General features: G+C 49.0%; 11 protein-coding genes. 2 read left to right on the top strand and 9 right to left on the bottom strand.

The features are described from left to right. Positions 1–13: 13 nt before the first annotated feature. Both IC229_RS24795 and IC229_RS24790 read left to right on the top strand, forming a co-directional pair. On the top strand, positions 14–3,235 hold the full coding sequence (locus tag IC229_RS24795) for a SusC/RagA family TonB-linked outer membrane protein (protein WP_190889979.1): 3,222 nt from the start codon (positions 14–16) through the stop codon (positions 3,233–3,235). 16 nt (positions 3,236–3,251) lie between these two features. Next, a complete protein-coding gene (locus IC229_RS24790; protein ID WP_190889977.1) occupies positions 3,252–5,030 on the top strand; it encodes a RagB/SusD family nutrient uptake outer membrane protein in 1,779 nt (592 codons plus the stop codon). A 223-nt stretch (positions 5,031–5,253) separates the two neighbouring features. Here the strand turns inward: IC229_RS24790 and IC229_RS24785 are convergent, their stop codons facing one another. From IC229_RS24785 to IC229_RS24745, 9 genes are all read right to left on the bottom strand, one after another. Next, positions 5,254–8,103, bottom strand: coding sequence for a glycoside hydrolase family 95 protein (locus IC229_RS24785; protein WP_190889975.1), 2,850 nt, complete (start codon positions 8,101–8,103; stop codon positions 5,254–5,256). A gap of 21 nt (positions 8,104–8,124) precedes the next feature. Continuing rightward, entirely contained in the window at positions 8,125–9,708 is a 1,584-nt protein-coding gene (locus IC229_RS24780) for a sodium:solute symporter family transporter (RefSeq protein ID WP_190889974.1), read from the bottom strand. A 104-nt stretch (positions 9,709–9,812) separates the two neighbouring features. Next, positions 9,813–10,874: a Gfo/Idh/MocA family protein gene (locus tag IC229_RS24775; protein ID WP_190889973.1), complete on the bottom strand. Its 1,062-nt coding sequence runs from the start codon at positions 10,872–10,874 to the stop codon at positions 9,813–9,815. A gap of 114 nt (positions 10,875–10,988) precedes the next feature. Then, entirely contained in the window at positions 10,989–13,493 is a 2,505-nt protein-coding gene (locus IC229_RS24770; RefSeq protein ID WP_190889971.1) for an L-rhamnose mutarotase, read from the bottom strand. A 37-nt stretch (positions 13,494–13,530) separates the two neighbouring features. Further along, a complete protein-coding gene (locus tag IC229_RS24765; protein WP_190889970.1) occupies positions 13,531–16,320 on the bottom strand; it encodes a glycoside hydrolase family 2 TIM barrel-domain containing protein in 2,790 nt (929 codons plus the stop codon). Between the two features lie 50 nt (positions 16,321–16,370). Beyond that, on the bottom strand, positions 16,371–17,321 hold the full coding sequence (locus IC229_RS24760; RefSeq protein ID WP_190889968.1) for a glycoside hydrolase family 43 protein: 951 nt from the start codon (positions 17,319–17,321) through the stop codon (positions 16,371–16,373). A gap of 411 nt (positions 17,322–17,732) precedes the next feature. Beyond that, positions 17,733–18,782 (bottom strand): methyltransferase, encoded by a 1,050-nt coding sequence (locus IC229_RS24755; protein ID WP_190889966.1) that lies wholly within the window; start codon positions 18,780–18,782, stop codon positions 17,733–17,735. 82 nt (positions 18,783–18,864) lie between these two features. After that, complete coding sequence (locus tag IC229_RS24750) at positions 18,865–20,520, bottom strand: SMP-30/gluconolactonase/LRE family protein (RefSeq protein ID WP_190889965.1); 1,656 nt, start codon at positions 20,518–20,520, stop codon at positions 18,865–18,867. A 104-nt stretch (positions 20,521–20,624) separates the two neighbouring features. After that, positions 20,625–21,521 carry an FHA domain-containing protein gene (locus IC229_RS24745; protein ID WP_190889963.1) on the bottom strand — a complete coding sequence of 299 codons (897 nt, stop codon included), beginning with the start codon at positions 21,519–21,521 and terminating at the stop codon, positions 20,625–20,627. Between the last annotated feature and the right edge of the window lie 13 nt (positions 21,522–21,534).

The raw sequence follows: 21,534 nt of genomic DNA, 5'->3' as shown, positions 1-21,534 counted from the left end.
AACTGAACATACCATGACATTGGGTTTACACACTCAAAAACAAAAACACGTAGCGGCTACGCTAAAAGTGGTTTTCGCGCTGATTCTGGGCGGACTCACGGACGAAGTGTGTTTCGCAGAAGTAACGAGTATACCCACCGTTACGTTGTCGTCGAAAGGGGCACCGCTGGAAAATATTACCGGAACGGTTAAAGATGCCAAAGGCGAACCGTTGCCGGGGGTGAACGTCCTGATCAAAGGCACCAAAACCGGAACGGTTTCGGACATAAAAGGTACGTTCCGACTGAATCTTCCAACCGGAAATGAAACCCTGATTTTCAGCTACATCGGATTTAAAACGCAGGAAGTTCCGGTAAGCGGCAAGGCGACGCTGACGGTTCAATTAGAAGAAGACGCAGCCGCCCTGGGCGAAGTCGTCGTAGTGGGCTACGGTACTCAGAAAAAAGTAAGTCTGACCGGGGCCGTTGCGACTGTCGATATGAAAGCTATTCAGGATTTGCCTGTCAACAATTTATCGGCGGTACTAACTGGTCAATTGCCAGGTGTTGGCGTGTCGGGAGGTACCAGTCGTCCGGGCGAAAATGCGCAGATCACGGTACGTAATCCACTTATTTTATCGAAAGATGGCGGCACGTTACGTCCGTTGTATGTCATTGATAATGTGATACGTTCGGAGGACGATTTCAACGCGCTCGACGTATCGGAAGTCGAAGCAATCTCCGTACTGAAAGATGCCGCAGCGGCTATTTACGGAGCTCGTTCCAATCAGGGCGTGGTAGTGGTTTCAACCAAGCGCGGTAAAGTTGGGGCGCCCAGGTTCAGTTATAGCGGCTCAACGGGTATCTCCGACGCACAGTTACCCAAAATGATGAATGGGCTTCAGCACGCGACCTACCTGAACAGTCTGAACTACGCATCAGGCAAAACGGCCGCCGATCCACTTATTTATACTCCCGACGAACTGGCCTATTTTGCGAATAACAACACCGACTGGCTGCGGACGGCCTGGAAACCCTCGACGGTGCAACGCCATGCGCTGAACGTGAGTGGTGGAAATGAAAAAGCTACGTATTTCGCTGGTGTTTCCTATAATGGGCAGAATGCTAACTTCGACAACATCAATTTCGATAAATGGACATTCCGGGCCAGCGCCGATATGCAGGTTACCCGAGGGTTGAAAGCAGCTATCTCTCTGAGCAGTGACATCGGCAACAAACGCATGTATTACCTGAAACAGGGCGGAGAAAACGCAGACAACGACATGAAAAGTCTGCTGTTTACACCCCAGTTTAACCCGCCTTACGTCAATGGATTACCGGTTCTGTTGTCGAATAATAGCAACACGAACACCGTGGATGCGTTCCACTTTTTTGAAGTGCAGAAATCGGACAATTACACGCAGACACGTAACACCGGCCTGAACGTTACGGCCAATCTGGACTACGAGATTCCTGGTGTAAAAGGACTGAAAGCGAGAGTATTATACAGTCGTACATTCGATAACAGCTTCGGCAAACAATACGGTACTAAATACAATGTGTACAGTTTCTCGATGCTGGGCGATCACAAGCACATCTACGGCGGAGACGTACTAAAACTGGTTACGCTGAATAACGGTGATCGGGTGCGGGTCAACCCTGGGTATGTCGATACGTATCAGTTGAACGGCTATCTGAACTACGACCGCCAGTTTGGCAAACACCAACTGTCGGCCATCGCTTTCTTCGAGCAATCGGAAACACACGCCGATAACGTAGCATCTATGGCTGAGGGGGTTATCATTGGCGGGCTGGATAACATGCGCTACGCTATTGGTACGCAAACTACCTCAGAAACAGAATCGGAAGTAGGTTTCCTGTCGTATGCCGGACGTATCAATTATAGTTATGCGAATAAGTACCTGTTCGAAACGGCCATTCGCTACGATGCCTCTACCAAGTTTGCGCCTGAATATCGATGGGGGCTTTTTCCCTCATTCTCTGCGGGTTGGGTCATTTCCGAAGAACCGTTCTTCCGTAATAATGTCCGTGGAATCGACTTCCTGAAACTGCGTGGTTCGCTGGGTTTTTTGGGTGGGGATGCGACCAAGGCGTATAACTGGCTGACGAGCTATTCCATTCAGACCGGTAAAGGAGCCGTGTTTGGCGGCAATGCTGACCGCCCGCTGATTGTGTCACCGAACAATGCGATGGCGAACCGTCAGGCTCGCTGGGATGACAACACCAAGTATAACATCGGTTTAGATGCGCAATTCCTGAAAAATCGGTTGTCGTTCACTATCGATGGTTACTATGACCATCGGTACAATATGCTCACCGCCTTGACCTCATCGGTTCCGCTGATCGTTGGCGCCAATTTGCCTTCCGAAAATTACGCTACAGTCGATGGATTCGGTACGGAAATTTCGCTGGGCTGGAACGACAAAATTAACAGCGACTGGTCGTACAAAGTGAACGCGTTCCTGAGCTGGAGCGATAACAAGCAAATCAAAATCGACGTCGATAAAGGTAAAATCGGTACCTACGAAGACCCAATTGGGAAATCGTCGGATATGGGCGTGCAGGGCTATAAGTACGCTGGCATGTTCCGCACCCAGCAGGACGTAGAAGCGTATCTGGCCACGCATCCGGGCTACACGATTTTTGGTGCGGCTCCCAAACCCGGTATGCTTTACTACGAAGATGTTCGCGGGCCGAAAGATGCGTCAGGTCAATACACGGCACCTGATGGTAAAATCACCGATGCCGACATGCAGTTCCTGACTAAAAAAGCTAACAATCACTACGGATTCGGTTTCAATTTCAGTACGTCCTACAAAAACCTGTCGGTCGCGGCTGTAATTAGTGGCTCGTTTGGCGGACAGGACGTAGTAGAATCCGCTGCCCGTAATCAGGGTACGCTAACTGCCAACCGGCCTATTTTCTGGGCCGATCACTGGACACCAGAGAATCCGAACGCTACGTACCCAAGCCCGTATTACAAAGATACGTACCAGCCTACGTCAGATTTCTGGTTCCGCAGCTCGACACAAGTGGCGGTACGTAACGTCAACATTTCGTACGGCCTGCCCGCCCAGATCGCCAGTAAGCTGAGACTGAGTAATGTTCGGGTGTATCTGGTGGCGACTAACCCGCTCAATTTGTACAATCCGTATGATTACAAAACGTATTCGGGTAGTTACGATGCGTATCCGGTGCTACGTTCCTTCTCGCTCGGTTTAAATCTTGGCCTGTAAAATCCGACTGATACTCATGAAATTATCTCATAAATTCCTGCTCGCCTTTTGCGCACCGCTTGCCCTGACCGGCTGCATGAAAGTGCTCGACAAAACCGATTTGAATTCAACGAGTGGCGACCTGATCTTTAAGGATTCGGTACTCACGCAGATGAATCTGGACTACATCTACGACCAGAATTTGCCAGCCGGCATACCAACTCTGGGACCGGGTACCGCGCCAAGCATAACCACCCTGACAGATGAGTCGTATGGCGAGAGCAAACTGCTGGAAGGCTCCTTGCTGGTGAATGAAGTCGGTGATTTTGGTACGAAGCTCGATCCAACCAATAATTACGGTAAGATTCGGGTAATCAACATGTTCCTGAGCGACGTAAAGAATGGTACGTTGCCGCAGTTCACGAAGAATAAACTCCGATCCCAGGCGCAGTTTTTCCGGGCATGGCGTTATTTCGATCTGGTACGTCTCTATGGTGGTGTGCCCCTCGTACTGACGCCCCTGGCGGCTGTAGGTGTTGAAGCGCGTGAACTCGCGTTTTTGCCCAGAAATACAACTGCCGAAACGTTTACCCAGATCGTGAAAGATTTGGATTCGACTATTGCCTCGGTACCGGGCCGCTGGACTTCGGCGAACGATTGGGGACGTATCACGAAAGGATCAGCCGCAGCCTTTAAAGGGCGTGTTTTGCTGACGGCTGCCAGTCCGCAGTTTAACCCAACCGACGACGTAGCAAAATGGCAGGCTTCGTATGACGCCAACAAACAGGCGTATGATTTGCTGACGACCAACGGCTATGGACTGCACGCGTCGTTCGATCAACTCTGGTTCCAGGAAGTTAATAATCCCGAAGCAGTGTTGCTTACGGGTTATAACACCGCCACGGGCGATCAGACTCGCAAAAACAACGGCTACGATAACGCAACGCGGCCTTCGTATGCGGGTACCGCTGGCGGTTCTAACCAACCTTCCTGGGAGATGGTGAAAGCCTTCCCAATGCTGGATGGTAAAAAACCCGGCGAATCGACCAAATACACCTACAAAGAACAGTTGTTTTATAAAAATCGTGACCCCCGGTTCGACAAAACGATTGCATACAATGGTGTAAACTGGCCGCTGAATGGCAACACGGCAAATAAAGTATGGACGTACTACGTAGGTGGCAAAACCGTGGAAGCCAAAGCCTCGAACACCGGATTTTATACACGTAAAGCCATCAACCCAACCGTCTCCATTGGTGATGCGCAATATTCGGGTACCGACTGGATCGAAATCCGGTTTGCGGAAGTCTTGCTGAATCTGGCCGAAAGTGCTGCGGGAATCAACAAACTGGACGATGCTTATACGCAACTGAAAGCCATACGCAAACGGGCGGGAATTGAGGCCGGAACCGATGGTCTGTATGGGTTGAAAGCCAACATGACCCGTGCCGAACTATTCGATGCGATTCTGTATGAACGGCAGATTGAATTTGCCTTCGAAGGCAAGCGGTTCTGGGATTTGCGTCGCTGGAAACTGATCGAAAAAACGCTGAACGGCACCCGTCGGACGGGCGTAACGATCAATCTGAAAACGACGGGCGTCCCCGCTGATTTCGCTACGAACCGGGACAATGTGAATCTGGATCTGGCCTATACCGATTATTTCACGCTGGTATTCAAACAACTGGATACCAAGTATGCGATCACCTGGAAGCCCGAATATTATTATTTCCCGATTCCGCAGAGCGCTATCGATAATAACCCCAAACTGATTCAGAATAACACCTGGGGTGGCGCGTTTGACCCATTGAAATAGAACAGAGTAAGAGTAAATAGATTGCTTTCACCCTGCTTACCTTGTGTAGTTTCTACCAACGGAGGCAGGGTTGATTTTTATTGAATAATGTAATGGGCCTTTAAAGAATAAATACTTGGTTAACAGTGTTTTTTGTCATCCTGACGAAGGAAGGATGACAAAAATTAACTACCCATTATTCACGTAACGTATAAGCTTAAGCGTTCTGTGCAAAAGCTACCTACTATAGCACCTTCAACTCCCCATCTAACCGATACGTTTTGCCTTTCTCAGTGCTCAAACTCACCTGCTTGTCCCCGTAACGTAGCACGCAGGGTTGACCTGCTTTCGACGTAACGTCAACACCGTTTAGACGTCCGTTTTGCCAGCGGATATTGAGGACAAAACCACCTTGTGCGCAAATGCCGTTGATATGACCTGTTGGCAATTCAGACGGTAGGGCAGGCAGCAAATCAATTGTTTTACCCTGACTCTGCACAATCATTTCGGCAATACCGCTGGACCCGCCAAAGTTGCCGTCGATCTGAAAAGGCGGGTGCGCGTCGAACAGGTTTGGGTAAGAGCCTCCACCCGTTACGCCCTCCGGTGAGATAGCTGGCCGGAACAATAGCTTGAGCATGTTGAAAGCATGATTTCCATCCCGAAAACGTGCCCAGAAATTAATTTTCCAGGCCAGACTCCAGCCTGTTCCTTCATCACCCCGCTCCAGCAGCGATTGCCGGGCAGCTTTCATCAGGTCGGGCGTTTCGTCCCACGTAATGTCGGTGCCGGGGTGAATTCCCCAGAGGTGTGATACGTGCCGGTGATGGTCATTGGGATCGTCGACATCCTGAATCCACTCCTGCAACTGACCGTGTTTCCCAATCTGGTTTGGCGCAATCTGGCCATACATTGTTTTTAACGTATCGCGGAACGTAGCATCGGTGTTCAGGGCTTCGCTGGCACCCATGCAATTCTTGAACAAGTCACGGATAATCTGGTGGTCCATCGTTGGCCCTGCCACCAGACCTCCGTGTTCAGGCGAGTTGGATGGCGTGCTGATGAGCCAGCCCGTTTCCGGATCTTTAACCAGAAAATCCACAAAAAACTGAGCCGCTTCTTTCATAATCGGATAGGCTCGCTTCTGCAAAAAATCCCGGTCCTGGGTGTAGCGATAATGCTCCCACAAATGCCGCGAAACCCAGGCTCCGCCCGTCACCCAAATACCATGATTCGACGCATTGATCGGGGCGGTCCCACGCCAGAGATCGGTGTTGTGATGGAGCACCCAGCCGCGAGCGTTGTAATGTGCTTTCGCCGTTTTGCGCCCAGTTTCGACCATTTCCTCGATAGCGGTAAACATGGGCTCGTGGCAGGCCGACAGATTGAGCATTTCGGCAGGCCAGTAGTTCATTTCCAGATTGATATTCGTAGTGTACTTACTACCCCAGGGTGGTGTGAGCAAATCGTTCCAGATGCCCTGCAAATTGGCGGGTTGATTCCCTGGTCTCGAACTCGAAATCAATAAATAACGACCGTATTGCAGGTAAAGAGCCGCCAGTGCCGGGTCTGATGTTTGTTCAAAACGCTTTAGCCGCTCATCGGTCGGAAGTTGCTCATTTGGCGAGCGGCCTAAATCCAGTGACAACGTATTAAAATACGATTGGTAGTCCCGCACATGAGCCCCTTTGACAGCTTCGAACGTTTTGGAACGTAGCGTCTGAAGTGGTTGCTGGCTCATTACGGCTGGGTCGCCCGATACGTCCTTGTAATTTTTGAAATTGGTTCCTGCCGTTACGTACAACGTCGCTACGTCGGCTCCCGAAACGATGAGCTTATTCCCCGAAACGCTAACCTGGCCTTTTTGGGTTTGGATACGTAGTACACTCTCTCCCCGCAACGCCCCGTTACGTACCTGAACAGCCAGCGCAATCGTCTGATCATCAACGTTCCGAACCGAAAAATTCCGATGTGGACTATCCAGCAATGCCTCGAAACTGATTTTCCCCGATTGGCTTGCGGTCAGATGGATAGCCATTACCTGATCGGGCGCACTCACCAGATATTCGCGCGTGAAGTTCACGCCATTGGCCGAATACGTGACGCGGGAGATCGCTGTTGTCAGATCTAGTTCGCGACGATAATTTGCCACGTTGCTTTGTCCTTTGAAATTTAGCCAGAGGTCACCAAAAGGTTGATAATCGGCTTGATAACGGGGCGATGCGGGCGGGCTGTTATCCTGAATCCAGTACTTGAACGGCTGAATCAGCGGTACGCCATCGGTTGGTTTACCACCTTCTGGATACACCACAAACGTCGGCTGATTAGTTTTAACGCCAATAAACCCGCCCTTGTCGAACAGGTTAATCACCTGAATCGCCAATTGATTTTTGCCAACGTGCAATTTGGCTGCCGGAATCTTGTAACGTCGGTTTTTGGTAATTCCTTCGTCGGAACCAACCAGTTCACCGTTCAGGTACGTAAAATCCTGATCACGAATTCGTCCCATATCGAGTACTACGTCCTTTCCTGCCCAGGAAGCGGGCAAATCGAACGTAGTACGAAACCAAATGACACCGTCCAGCCCTTCCAGTCCGGCTTTCTCCCAACCATCCACAGTCGGCACTGTCATGGTTTTCCAGGAATGGTCATCGAACGTAGCAGACGCCGGATTCTGTTGCGTGTTGATTACATTCCGAACTCGCTCAAACCATGCCGTTTTTTTCTGGACGTAATCATCTTCGTTACTTTGACGCCCCATGAATTTTTCCTGCGCCAGTTTTTCGGCTTCAGCCTGTTTCCCATCAGTCAATAACTGGCGGATCTGGGGTAGATACTGAGCAGCTCCTTCACGCTGATAGTCACGTGGCCCGCCTGTCCACAACGTTTCTTCGTTGAACTGGATATGGTCGGTTTCTACACCGCCAAACACCATTCCCCCTAATCGACCGTTGCCAATTGGCAAAGCTTCAACCCACTGATTGGCTGGCTGTTTGTACCAGAGTAAAAGGGATTGTTTGGCGGGAGATTGCCCCTGCACGCTACGTATCAGGCAGGAAAGAAAAGTCAGCAGAAGCAAAGCATGGTGAGTCATATAACCTTTCGAAACAAAGGGTTAGTAAAACACTACGTATAAAGTTACCATCACAATCGCCAGTGAAACCCACGCAATCCAGACGGTTTGTGTGGGATTGGCAATCGTGTTACGTTCCGTTTGATCGGGTACGTAAACAGATGGATTTCTGTCGAGCAGCGAGATTAGGATGGCGCTCAGAAATAACGTAGCAAAAATAGAAAATGACAGGAGTAAGTAGTGCGGCCAGAAGCTGTATTGATCGGCGGGAAAGACCCATAAATATAGAATGCCAACGCCAAGACTAAACGCGGAACCAACAGACAGAACGGTGTTGACGGCGCTACGTGTCGTTCGCTTCCAGAATACAGTCAGGAGAAAAACGACGGATAAGGGCGGGGCAATAAACCCCAAAACTGACTGAAATACATCGAATAGATTCAACCCCTTAATGCTATCAATTGCCAGCGCCACACCAACGGCAAACACGCATCCTGCCAGAACAGTCATTCGCCCAACACGAATCAGGTCCTGATTACTGGCTTTTGGATTGATTTTTTGCGCATACACATCCATCGTAAACACCGTACTGAGTGAGTTCAACGATGAGCCAATCGTACCAACCAGCACTGCAATGAGCACGACAATAACCAGCCCATTCATGCCCGGCGGAAACAGGTTTGTTACCATCGTCATGTACGCTTCGTCGGGATTTTTGAGGTTTGGGAAGAGAATAAAACACAGAATTCCCGGCAAAATGAACAGCGGCAGTGACAAGATTTTAAGCCAGCCAATGAAATTGACGCCCAATTGCCCTTGCTCTAAATTTCGGGCTCCCAAAACCGATTGCACCATCGCCTGATCGGTACAGAAAAACGCAATAGCTGCTACCGGATAGCCCAGCAAAATGGCAGGCCAGGGGTATTTCGGGTCGCTGACGGGATGAATCAGACTCCAGTAATCAGTCGGTGCTTTCTGAAAAACAGCTTCTAATCCGCCGACTTTATTAATACCGATGATAGTCAGCGTCAGCGATACACCAATGAGCAAAAGCATCTGAAACACATTGACGCGGGCAATCGCTTTCAGGCCGCCCGTATACGCAAACAGCCCGGCAAATAACACCAGCACAATCACCGACTGCCACATCGGAATGCCCAGAATCTGACGTACCAGAAACCCGCCCGCAAACAACCCCAGCGACAGCCACGAAATCAGGATTTTAATCAGAGCGTACCACGCCAGAATCGTCTGGGTCGATTCACCGTAGCGTTTTCCCATGAACTCAGGCATGGTCATTACGTTGGCTGCCAGGTATTTGGGAGCAAATACGATGGCCAGCAAAAACAGAAACACAAATGCGTACCAGTCGAAATTGATGGCAACAATCCCCGTACTATACCCAATACTGGCAAACGCCAGCAGCATCGACGGCCCAACGTTGGTTCCCCACATGTTGAACCCAATGCTCGCCCACCCCAGCGATTTATTCGCCAGAAACAACGTATCATCGGTCTGCCCTTTTTTCGGTCGGCTGGCCCGGTACCCGATGACAGCCAGAATAACCAGATAGGCCAGCACAATGCCATAATCTAAAGCGGTTAAGCGGTCGGTGATGTTGTTCATGGTTTAGGAATAGATATAGAACTGCACGGGCGGCCCCGGAGGATTTTTATGATGGTTATGATTCATTATGATCTGTGCTAATCATAAAAATCCGCGTTCCATTGTTACAGCCCATACTCACTCAATACGTCCTGCACTTTCACAGGTTGACCCGTTTGCAGCGATTTATCCATCGCCTGAAGTAGCGCTACGGTACCAATACCCTCTCGGATGTCCGGGTAAGCAGTTTGCCCCGTTTCGAGGCACGTAGCGAAATAGTCGAGGTAGTTCTGGTATTCGCCGGCATGATGGCTTTTGCCTTCAAACCGGAAATAGTGTTTGAGTTTGTGCTCCCAGGTCTGCACGATTTCTTCGCCCGTATTGGTCGTGATAACGTAGCGCAAATCCATGTAATCGGCCTGGCTACAGCCTTCCGTACCACGTAGTATGCAGCTCATTTCAGAGTCGCGCACAACCGGTTGTACGGGACCGGTGTACGCACCACTTACGCGAGCGATACGTCCGTCGGCAGCTTTGAAAATGAAATGCATGGTATCGGCATTTTTCAGGCCACCTTTTCGTCCATTGGAGCTAAGCATGCCGTAGCCCATCACTTCCTCGATATTTGGCAAATACCATCGGATAAAATCGACCGGATGACTGAGTCCGCCATATAACCATTTAAAGGCGTTTTCCAGTGACCAGCCTTTGGCCAGAAACCAGCGATGATCGGCGTGGTAGTAGCCTTCGATGGTGATCAGTTCACCGATTAAGCCCGCTTCAAAATCACTACGTTGCTTTTTCATCGGCTCGAAGAAGCGAGAGCTTTGCCCGACGAATACCTTTCTGCCCGTTTTCTCGCTGACCTCAATCAATTCCTTTGCTTTCGACAAATCATCGATAAATGGTTTGGTACAGACAACGTGCTTGCCATGAAGCATGGCCTGTTTAGTGTGCTCAGCGTGGAGGTGATCGGGGGTGTAGATCGCTATGACGTCAATCGTTGGATCATCGAGCAGGTCTTTGTAGTTTGTGGTATAGCTGTGAAAATCAAACTCTTTTTCCCGTTGCTGACACAGTTCCAGTTTTTGATCGCAAACGCTGACCAATTCATAATTCGGGCTCGACAATGCCGCTGACATTGTACTACGTCCTTCGCCTAATCCTAGAATGCCTAATCGTAACATGTTTTTGTCTATGCCTGATTTTGTCATGCTGACGAAGGAAGCATCTTAAACTTTCCTTACTAATACGTTAGGATGCCTTAAGATGCTTCCTTCGTCAGCATGACAAAAATTTGATTATTTGATCGTTTTCAACTCCACCCAAACCTCATCCGACTTTGTACCCGGAATCCCTTCCTGATACTTCTTCATAAGGGCATTCCACTCGTCAACGCGCGGATTATTTTCGGTGGTTTTCGGGTTGAGTTTGCCTAAACTTTCGCCTTTCGGAATACTAATTACCAGCATCAGTTGTCGACCATTTCGGTATAGAAGTAGTTGCTGAAATTGCGCGTTGCAAAAACCTTTCGACACCTCCGGCCACTTCTCAAACTGTGTAGCGTGATACGTTAAATATTTGTTTTGCAGCGACGTATCAGCGACCAGATTAGCCGTTAAAATGGTATGTTCCCACTCGCCTGCAACTGAGCCCGTTTCGCAGTGGCTCCGGTTAAATTCATAAAACAGGTCGTAATAGGTTTTGACTTTGGCAGTTGGAAACGCAGATTTCAATCGCTCGCTCAGCACATAAACATCCTGCACTTTATCGAAAATGACGTAGTGATTTTGCCACTGATAGAGCGAGTTTGAATTGACCTTATTTTTGACTAAAACCGCATTTAGTTTCTGCTTATCAAGCGGTTGATTATCGCTGGTCGTCAACTCGACGATTACTGGATTTTCCTTATTGATACGCCACTGCGGATCGGCGGACACCTTCTCCCGGAGCAAATGTCGATACGTTGGTTGCAGTCCCGCTTTGGTTTTGAGACTATCTGCTACGTTCGGGCCGTTACGTTCCCAGACGTTGTTCGGCCCGTTAGCGTTTTGCAGGTATTTTTCGGAAGGCGTCCAGTTATCTTTGATCGTAAAATAGGATGAACCTTCGTCGGTGTAGAGGTAAAACCAGTGCGCCGGAAGATGTGCGTATGGAGCTCTATAAACACTGTCAATGTAGTTTTCGGCAATAGTCGAACCCGGTTGTGCCGACAGCGTATAAATGGCAGCCGCATCGTACATGTGCTTGGCGTAGCGATGGATTTTGTTCGCCACCACCCGGTTGTTTCGCATGGCGTTGATGGTACGTGTCCAGCCCCAGCCCATGCTGATGCCGCTGTAGCCAACTTCACTAATGTCGTTGTGTTCGATGGTGATACTTCTGACGTAACCAGCTCCAATACCCACACATCCCCAATCTTCGTTCGTTACGTTGGTAATCAGGTTGTTACTGATAGTCAGGTTGCTGCATACTTCCCGTTCATCTGTTGGGTTGTAGGGCAGGTGAATTTCCGTCGCTTCGTCAGCGAAAACGCCTGCAAGGATTCCTGTACCACCAATGTCTTTGAATAAATTTCCGCGAATCAGGTTATCCTGAACGCCTTTGTGATAATCCAGACCAGTAGCAGCCAGATGTTCGAACCGGCAATTTTCAAAACTCGTCTGTTTAGCAAAATTCACGTCCACAGCCGCTGCCGGGCGACCCACCCAGGCCTGATTTTCCAGTGACTTTTTATCGGGTGTTCCGGGAATTTTGAGTTTGTAGGCATCGAGCATGTACAATCCCGCCTGATGCGGTACGTGCCCCTGCTGCGACGGACGTAGCCAGCCCGTATGCTGAAACGAAATTCCTTTAAACGCTACGTTCGTTACGGGATGATCAATTGTTCCGGTGATACGTACCAGTGTTTCGAGCGAAGGCACGATAACCTGCGCGGTTATGAGGTTTTCGTTTGGACGTGGGATGTAATAGATTTTTTCGGCTTTGGTATCCAGAAACCACTCGCCGGGTTGGTTTAGGAATTGAATGGCATTGGTCAGGTAAAAGGCCGAATTTCCCGTTTCTTTAGAAAGCCAGGGCGCGGGCCAGGGGTGTTCCGACTGAATGCGACTTTCGGGTTGGTGAAACCAGATTTTAGCGCTATCGCCCTGTACGCCAATTTGTTTGATACGTAGATTGGCAGTGGCCCACCACTGATGAATGAGCATTTCCAATCCCTCTGCCTTTGATAAATCACCGAATTTAGGAGCGGGAATCCAGCAGGTTTGTTCTTGCTTGTTCCACGACAGAATCCGGTTCATGAGTGGGTAAGGCGTGTCTTTGGCACGTATCGCTTTTTCGCCATTCACCCACAATTGACGAAACTCCAGCAGCTTCCCTCCTACTTTTGGCGCATCAGTCACCCAGACTTTTCCAACGGCTTCTTTGGGCAAACCTGCTACGTTTCCTTTCAATTTTTGCCAGTTTTTGATGGCAATTCCACCGCTCAAAATCGGTTTCTCGCTGGGAGCTGCTTCAATACTAGTTGGGCTGATAGACGTACCGGAATCTTCCGGGCGAATGAACACAGATTCGCTTAGCGCATACAAGCCGTTACGTAGGTAGATGTGTGCCCCTTGCGTTACGTTCGGATCGTTCAGCCGACGTAGTTCACGAACTTTACGTAGTGCCAGTTGAAGGCTCGCAAACGGCTTCTCTTTCGTTCCCGCGTTTGCATCTGATCCATCTGGCGAAATCCAGATTTCAGCCTGCTGCGCCAGAAGAAGCGAAGGGAGAAGATACAGTATGGTGAAAATCCCTTTCATAAGGTTCTTAAAATCTGTCAGGGCCACACGTGCGTTTTTATTTCCCCGAAAAGTCAAAGTACAAGGTCATTTCGATAGCGCGGGCGGGTTCTTTTTCATAATCGTAAAACGCGTATTTCTGACCCATTGGACCGGTGGTTTCGTTACGTTGGGTTTTTGTGCCGATACTGCTAATTCCCTGCATAAATGAAATATCGCCCGATGGGAAAATGGGTTCGTAGTTGTGCCACTGATCGGTTTTCCAGGCGGGCGTGAAGAGCCGAAAAAATACGTCTTCGTTTTCTGTCGCCACGGTAAACGGATTACCAGCCGCATCGAATTTACACCAATACATATTGGCGTGATAGCCTTTAAATTCGGGATAAGTCAGTGGTTGTTCGCCGGTTTCGGTGTTATTATATTCTTTGTGCCAGACACCCAGCGCCCCGCCTTTCAGCCGGTTTTTCCAGACACGATACGGCCCTTTACCCAGCCACGTAACGGCTTTCATTTCAGCTTCCGGAAACGAAAAATTCACTCCGTTCATGAACGTAAAATAGCCACTCGGAAAATAGCGAACCTTCATCTTCACCCAACCGGATGGAAAAACTGTCCACTGCAACGTATTGTAGCTGCTCTTTCGGTCGAAGTTCGATTCGATGATTAGGTTTTTGCCGTCGGTACGCTGCGTAAAGTTTTGGAAGTTGTTGGCCGCTTCCTGCAAAATCGGCCCGTTAGTCAATTGTACTTTTCCTTTGCTGTTCGCGACCTGACGTAGCGTACCATTACGTTTACTGATCGACAGTTGAATACCGTTGATCGTTACGTTGTAGAGTGAATCGGTTTCCGTAAGTGCTACGTTACCAGCGCCTTCAGTTTTGACCAGCGATGACGCTACGTTGTTTGGCAGTGAAATCGCGAAACTCCACGTAAATAACTCGCGTTTGAATGGGTCAGTCGCTGTGATGTACAGGAAATTGTAGTTTTTCCAGTCGGCGGGAAGGGCCGCTTTCAGGGCGCCTTTCTCCAGCGGTTTTACATTGGGCGACGTAACGGAAAATGATTTCTCAATGGGTTTCACTACGTCATAAGGACTAGCCACTTTCACTAATTTTCCGGTAAACGAGCACTGCGCTGTATTGGTGAAATGGTAGCGGTTTTCAATCGGGAACGTACCGTCGAAGGTGGGTGTAATTTCCCGGCGTTCCAGCTTGATCGGCGACCAGACTTCTTTAACCGTAAAAAAGCTTCCCTCCTTTTCGCGATACGGCCCCACAATGCCATCCGCTCCACGATTGCCGTCGGTATCGAGTGGGTCTTTAGCTCCGTTTCGGTCGGTACGTACTACGCCCTGATCGGCAAAATCCCACAGGAAACCGCCAGCCGCGAGGGGTTCGTGCCACATAGCTTCCCAGTAATCGTCCAGCCCGGCTCCGTGGCCACCATCGTACACACCATGTAGAAACTCCGTTGGCAACGTAATGGAATGGCCGAGGTTATAATTACTGATACCGTAGTTGTATTCGCGGTAATGCTGCGTATCGAATCCGTTAAAATCTTCCCAGGCATGCAGTACGTGCCGTTTCTGAATATCTTCTCTGGCAAAAAGTGCGTCCAGCTCACGATTATGGCCGCCTTCGTTGCCGTTGATCCACATAATGACCGACGGATGATTGACGTCGTGCGTGATGAGTTCGTGCAGGAGTTTGGTACCCGTTGGCGTATCGTAATGCCCATGCCAGCCTGCCAGTTCATCAAAAACGAATAATCCGAGCGAATCACAAACGTCCAGAAAATGGTCGTCGGGTGGGTAATGCGACATCCGAACGGCGTTCATATTCATGTCTTTCATCAGATTGACATCCAGAACGCTAATCTTTTTGCTCAGCGTCCGGCCTGATGTTGGCCAGAACGAATGGCGGTTCACGCCTTTGAGTTTGATTTTCGTTCCGTTAACGTAAATGCCATCGCGTTGCTTTATCTCAACAGTTCGAAAACCAACGTATTTCGTTACGTTATGCACCAATTTCCCCGACTGACGTAACTGGAATTCGACTTTGTAACGATTCGGTGTTTCGGATGTCCACAGCAACGGATTGAGAATCGTTTTAGTCAACGTAACACGGCCTCCTGAACTGATTTTGGAAGAGAATGGCGTGCCCACTTTCTGGCCGGACGTAGTGAAAATCTGCGCTGATACGTCGGTCGCTTTGCCATTGGTGACCAGTTGAAGTTGCGCGGTGAACGTACCGTTCGCTTTGGCGTCAATCGCTACGTTTGCTACGTGTTCAACTGGTAGAATTTCCAGGTAAACAGGTCGGAAAATACCACCGAAAATCCAGAAATCCCCTTTACGTTCAGCCTCGTTGACCGATACGTTCGCCGAGTGTTTCGATACGTTCGCTTCGAGCAAATTGCTGGTACCGTAGTTGAGTAAATTCGTTACGTCGTATTTGAAAGCGTAGTACGAGCCCCGATGTGTTGGTCCTGCTGATTTACCATTGACTTTCACATCAGCATCGGTCATAACACCCTCAAAAACAAGGTTTATGTGTTTACCTTTCCACGAAGCCGGAACCTGAAATTTGTACTTATACAAACCTTGTTCTTTACCCTTCGCGCTGTCTTTTGCGAACCCGTAGTTGTATTTACCAAAGCCCTGCAACTCCCAGTTCGACGGTACCGGGATGGTTGTCCATTTGCCTGAATTTTGGCCAGCGGTGCAGTAGAATTGCCAGTTTACGGTATTATCATTACCCGTTCCCGACAGGTAGTGTTTTTCGGTCTGCTGCGCTGTTGCGAGATGGCAGAGAGAAAGCAGGAAAAGGGTTAAAAGACTATATTTCATTTTGTGGTACACTTTAACCGCATTTTTGTCATGCTGACCGGGCCGCACTCTTACTTTTTCAGCAATCCCTTTAGAATCCGCTTCTTCATTTTGAAAATCGTACCATGCTTGTGGCCTTCGGGAATCGAGATTTCTGATTTTATATCAGTGAATGTTTTGAAATCGCGTGTTCGAACGGCGTCATAGGATTTATCCTGATACGAATCGAAATAAATTAGCCAGTCGGCGCCGACTTTGGCTACGGATGGACCTTCGGTAAATTTCTTCGTAAACGGTGCCGATACGTTGGTGTAAGGCCCTGTGGGATTTGTGCCAAACGCTACTTTGATGTTACGTTCGGGGCGGGTATTGTCCTTTAGTACCAATACGTAATCAGCCGACTTCCGCTTCACAATTACGGCGTCGATGACACTGAATTTTGGGTCGAGGAAGAGCTTTGTAGGAGTGAATGTTTTGAAGTCTTTTGTGGTAGTATAGTACATTCGGTGATTATTCTTTTCCTCTTCTACGCCCCGCTCGAATCGGTCCGGAATTGTGGACGCCCAGATGATGACAAACTGATGAGCTTCGTCGTCGTAAAACAGTTCGGGAGCCCACACATTCACCGTTGTGGATTCGTGTTCCATCACCGGAATAAATCGTTCTTCCGACCAGTGAATCAGGTTTTTTGAACTGGCGTAACCAAACCCTTTGTCGTCTTTCCAGCTACTCGTCCATACCAGATGGAACGTACCATCTTCGCCCTGGGCTATGGACGGATCGCGCATAACTTTCTGATTACCAATTTCGGGCTTCAGAAAGGTACGGTTCAGGTCTGTCCATTTGTAGCCGTCGGAACTGTACAGAAATCGCAATCCTTCGTTGGCGGGTTCATGAAAAGAGGTAAACATGAATACGTCCTTCGAACAGGAACTAAGGCACAGGACAATCAGAATCCAGCAGGCCAATCTAATCGTTGATAACGTATTGATCGTTACTAAAGCACGGGGATAAATCTTCATTTTCTCTGACTGACTAAACTAAATCGGTCCCATTTTTGGGGTCATCCGACAGGCTATCTTCCTGGGTACCGATACGTAGGTTTAGCCACTACAAAGAATGGCGTTTTTCGCTGTAGTTCTGTGTATGATTTTTTCGGCGGTTTGTATGATTTTATCAATCCTATCCAGTAGGTTTGAGTAAGGTATTTTTATCATCCTGAGGTACGAAGGATCTTAAAGCATCCTTACTTGGGAGTACACAAGCTTTAAGATCCTTCGTACCTCAGGATGATAAAAAAGCGCAAATCGTCAATCCATTATTCACGTTATACTACCATGAATAATGGATTGATAGACAAATAACCAACTCGTTTACAGAGCATTACTAACTTAGCCAGTATTCACGTTGTACTACTTCAGTTCAGTAACGTATCAGTCGGGTTTACGTGCGCAGATTAGTCCGTAGTCCATTTCGGTAGCAATGGCCTTTTTAGTCGGTTCCAGGCCAGCTTCGATAAACCATCTCCGGTATTCAGCCCGACTGTAGCATCGACCTTTCGTACCCCAGAAAAGTTGGGCTGAATAATCCGTAACCGCCAGCGGACCATCCAGTGAATCGTTCAAAAAGGCATCGTGCGCCCACAGTTCACCACCGGCCCGTAAGGCTCCGGCAAACCGTTTAGCCAGTAACTGACAGGTGGGCGTTGGCCAATCGTGAAACAGGCTGGCCGCTAAAAGAATATCTGCTTTGGGTAGGTCATCGGTCAGCATATCCCCCGGCAGAAACGTAACACGCTCCTGAACGCTTTGCGCGTCTGGCTTACCACTCTGCCCAAACTCTTCAAGAAGTTCACCTGCTACGTCCAGTACCGCCGGGCGATCAAAAAGAGTGGCTGTTGAGGTGGGATTATTACGTAGCCATTCATACGTGTACAATCCCGTACCGCATGCTACGTCCAGCAGATGCCCTGAGCGCTGAGTCATTTTAGCGGCTACGATGGGCGACAAATGACGAGCACGTCCGGCCAGGCCTAATGTGAATTTACGGGATAGCCCGGGGTCATCCATAGGCGAAGGACCTTCTCCCTCTTTGATGTATGAGATGCCGTCCGGCGTTTCCAGCGGGCCATCGTTTCGGAGCCGGAGGGCCATTTCAATCACTCCGGCATCCTCTTTTTCCAGACCGACATACCCTATCAGATTAGACTCATGGCTTTGGGTCAGGTAGCGACCTAGCTCGGTAATCATAAGTTGTCCCGCCTGATTATAAGTTAGCATATTCATCGCACACAGAGCCGGGAAGAGTACATTGGCTGGCCGCTCACTTAGGTTGAGCTGCTGACTCAGTTCGGCAATGGAAAGTGGTCCATTGGCTAATGCCTCAAAAACAGGGATGTGGTGAACTGCTGCGATTAAAAGCCGGGAACTATACATAGCCCGCAAATGACGGGTTATGGGTGCGGGGTCGAAGTGATCAGGCATGAAACTGGAAATTGATAGACTTCAAGTCTATAGGTGATTATTAATGCTGGCTACAACGGCACTACTATACAGTTGAATCAACTTATAATCTTGGTGCAGTTGGCTTGATGGGTTTTTCCCACGCATTGGCTCCTTTTGCATTTAGTTTACGTCGATACACCTTATCGCCACAGGTTGCGTAGAGCAAATCGAAATTTGCTCCGCCAAAACAAATGCTGGAAACTTTTCCGTTGGGGGTGGGCAGAATGACGTTAACGCGGCCAGCCTGATCACACACCTGAACCCCCATTCGTGAAGCCACATACAATCGCCCGTCGCGATCCGTTTTGAGTCCTTCCGCACCAGCATCTTCGGCTGTATCGGGCGAATGGAGCCAGTAATATTTCTGCTTATTAGTCAATGTTCCGTCGGTCGCTATTGAAAAACTATACACCCAATGGGAACGATTATCAGCTACGTATAGCAGCGTTTGATCTGGAGAAAGCGCTACACCCGAAGCGAGCATAAGCCCGGTATCGACCTTAACCCTTTTTCCTCCGGGTCGAATCAGCCATACCTCACTTAACCCATTGGCATTCATCGACGAACTGGTGACGTAACTATTTCCGTTGCTGGCCATGACACTAAAATTCCCCTTGAGTCCATTACTGGTCGGGACGGTTTTACCACCAACCTGACTTAATTTATTATCCAGGTCTGCTTTCCATTGTTTTCCCGCTGGTCCATCCGTAAAAGATACCTCTCCTTTGGCATTAGCGCTAAGTCCTTCTGCCGATCGATACCCTTCGCCAACCAGTTGCCAGCCTTCATTGGGCACTAAAATATCGGTAAGCATCTGATTCTTCGAAACTCCCGTTTTGATAGGTTCGGGCCAGCCTTTCCAGAGGTAGCGCATGGCATCGGGGAAAATCGCCATGCCGTGTTTGCCATTATGAGCTCCTTCGCCCCAAATGTGCTGCACCTCGTAGCCCGCAAACGTTAGCGCTCTTTCCATCATTTGATTGGCCATAAACCAGTCGCCTGCGTAGATGTTGTGATCGTTGGCGCCGTCCTGCAAAAAGACACGTAGCGGTTTTGGTTCAACCTTCCGAATCAGGGTCGGATAGCGATCGGCCCCGCGTAAACCCACATACGTACCAATCGTGCTGAATACCCGGCTAAACGCATCCGGGCGTTCCCACGCGGCCGTAAACGCGCAAACGGCTCCACTACTTGATCCGCCAATTGCCCGGTCATTACCTTTTTGAGAAAGTCGTATCGCTCGTCCATCTGACGTTTTTCGGGTTTCTACGTCGGGAAGAAGCTCTTCCAGCAGGAATCGGACGTAATTATCCCCTAATCCATCGTACTCGAAACTCCGATTGAACCGATCAAGCGCATCATCAGGCTTAGCCGCTTTGACGCGACCGTGCATGACAAATACGCCAATGGTAACGGGCATTTCTTTTTTATGGATCAGATTGTCGAATACAGCGGGTGCCTGCCACTGAACACCATCCTGATTTACATAAACGCAGGCAGGTTGAGAAGGCTGATATTGAGCGGGTACGTACACCCAGTACTCACGCCAGGTGCCCGGAAAGATTTTGGATGTCTCAAACGTAAATTTGAGGACTTCGCCCTTGGGAACACCTTCCTGTGGTTGGGCATCGGGATGAACAGGGTAATTCTCTGTTACCTGGGCCAATAGTAACAAAGGGAAAAAGACGAAAAGGCAAAGCAGAGAAAGGGCTTTCATGCAGGTAGAACCAGACGTTTAACGAAATTTAGCGCTCGTTTAGAACTACCAAAAGGGTTCACTCACAGAGATTTACTGAAAACCATGCTTAACGCCTGCTGAGCCTAGAGAAGCTCGAACAGCAGCATAACTTCGCCACCCAACTCAATCTGATCTCCGCTTTGAAGTGGGTAACTCATGCCGGCAATATCGGCCCGCTCCCTGGAATCGTTTGGATGTATAATTTTCGTTTTGTTACCTCCCGCAGGTAGTCCGCCAGGATCGACAAGAAGTGCGTATCGATTTTGAACTAGATCATAGCGAATAGCCGCATGCGCCCGACTAACTGCTCCATTTCCAGAACCTTTCTGAGGGTCGAAGCCGGGATCGTCGTCATTTAAGATTACAATGTCATTGGTCCGAACCCGACCCGATGCAGTCTGTGTAGTCCGGCCACGCCCAATACAGAACGTAGTGTTTTTAGCCGAATCGAGAATGTATTCATCCTGTTCTAACTGACCCACCAGAGCAATTACCCTTGCCAGAAGCGGTGAGCTGTCCGGTTTTGATTTATCAACGACGAACAAACCCAGATTACCTTCACGATACGTAGTATCAGGCAACGTATCATTGAAAAAGGCATACTCAAACTGCCAGTTTTTGGGTAACGTAATATAATTATCAGCCAGTTGACGAGCCAGTTCAGCCTGAAATTTCCCCGGCTGATTTGTCCATAAAACAACCCGGTATAAATCTTCATCTTCAGGATTTGTGCATAAGACAGATAACCGAAGCCCGATAGGAGCGGTGTCCGGTTCATTCTGATAGGCCCGAAGTTTACCGATTATAAACCGCATTACCTGCTCTCGTAACGTAGCAGCTGGCGGAGGACCAGTTTGTGTCGATTTTGACGTAACGGGAGCGGATTCACTACGTTCATTTGGCGTAATTATAGACGGATTAGGCTCCTGTTCCGCTGGTGTAAATCCGAATAAATTTTTGACTTTTTCTAGTAGATTCATGGTAGTTGTTACA

The sequence above is a fragment of the Spirosoma profusum genome (assembly GCF_014699005.1).
GTDB lineage: Bacteria > Bacteroidota > Bacteroidia > Cytophagales > Spirosomataceae > Spirosoma > Spirosoma profusum.
This window is presented reverse-complemented; position numbering and strand designations above follow the sequence as displayed.

Bases quoted from the DNA above. Each gene is read 5' to 3' on its own strand.
- IC229_RS24795 (WP_190889979.1), top strand. From the start codon at position 14: ATGACATTGGGTTTACACACTCAAAAACAAAAACACGTAGCGGCTACG.
- IC229_RS24790 (WP_190889977.1), top strand. From the start codon at position 3,252: ATGAAATTATCTCATAAATTCCTGCTCGCCTTTTGCGCACCGCTTGCC.
- IC229_RS24785 (WP_190889975.1), bottom strand. From the start codon at position 8,103: ATGACTCACCATGCTTTGCTTCTGCTGACTTTTCTTTCCTGCCTGATA.
- IC229_RS24780 (WP_190889974.1), bottom strand. From the start codon at position 9,708: ATGAACAACATCACCGACCGCTTAACCGCTTTAGATTATGGCATTGTG.
- IC229_RS24775 (WP_190889973.1), bottom strand. From the start codon at position 10,874: ATGTTACGATTAGGCATTCTAGGATTAGGCGAAGGACGTAGTACAATG.
- IC229_RS24770 (WP_190889971.1), bottom strand. From the start codon at position 13,493: ATGAAAGGGATTTTCACCATACTGTATCTTCTCCCTTCGCTTCTTCTG.
- IC229_RS24765 (WP_190889970.1), bottom strand. From the start codon at position 16,320: ATGAAATATAGTCTTTTAACCCTTTTCCTGCTTTCTCTCTGCCATCTC.
- IC229_RS24760 (WP_190889968.1), bottom strand. From the start codon at position 17,321: ATGAAGATTTATCCCCGTGCTTTAGTAACGATCAATACGTTATCAACG.
- IC229_RS24755 (WP_190889966.1), bottom strand. From the start codon at position 18,782: ATGCCTGATCACTTCGACCCCGCACCCATAACCCGTCATTTGCGGGCT.
- IC229_RS24750 (WP_190889965.1), bottom strand. From the start codon at position 20,520: ATGAAAGCCCTTTCTCTGCTTTGCCTTTTCGTCTTTTTCCCTTTGTTA.
- IC229_RS24745 (WP_190889963.1), bottom strand. From the start codon at position 21,521: ATGAATCTACTAGAAAAAGTCAAAAATTTATTCGGATTTACACCAGCG.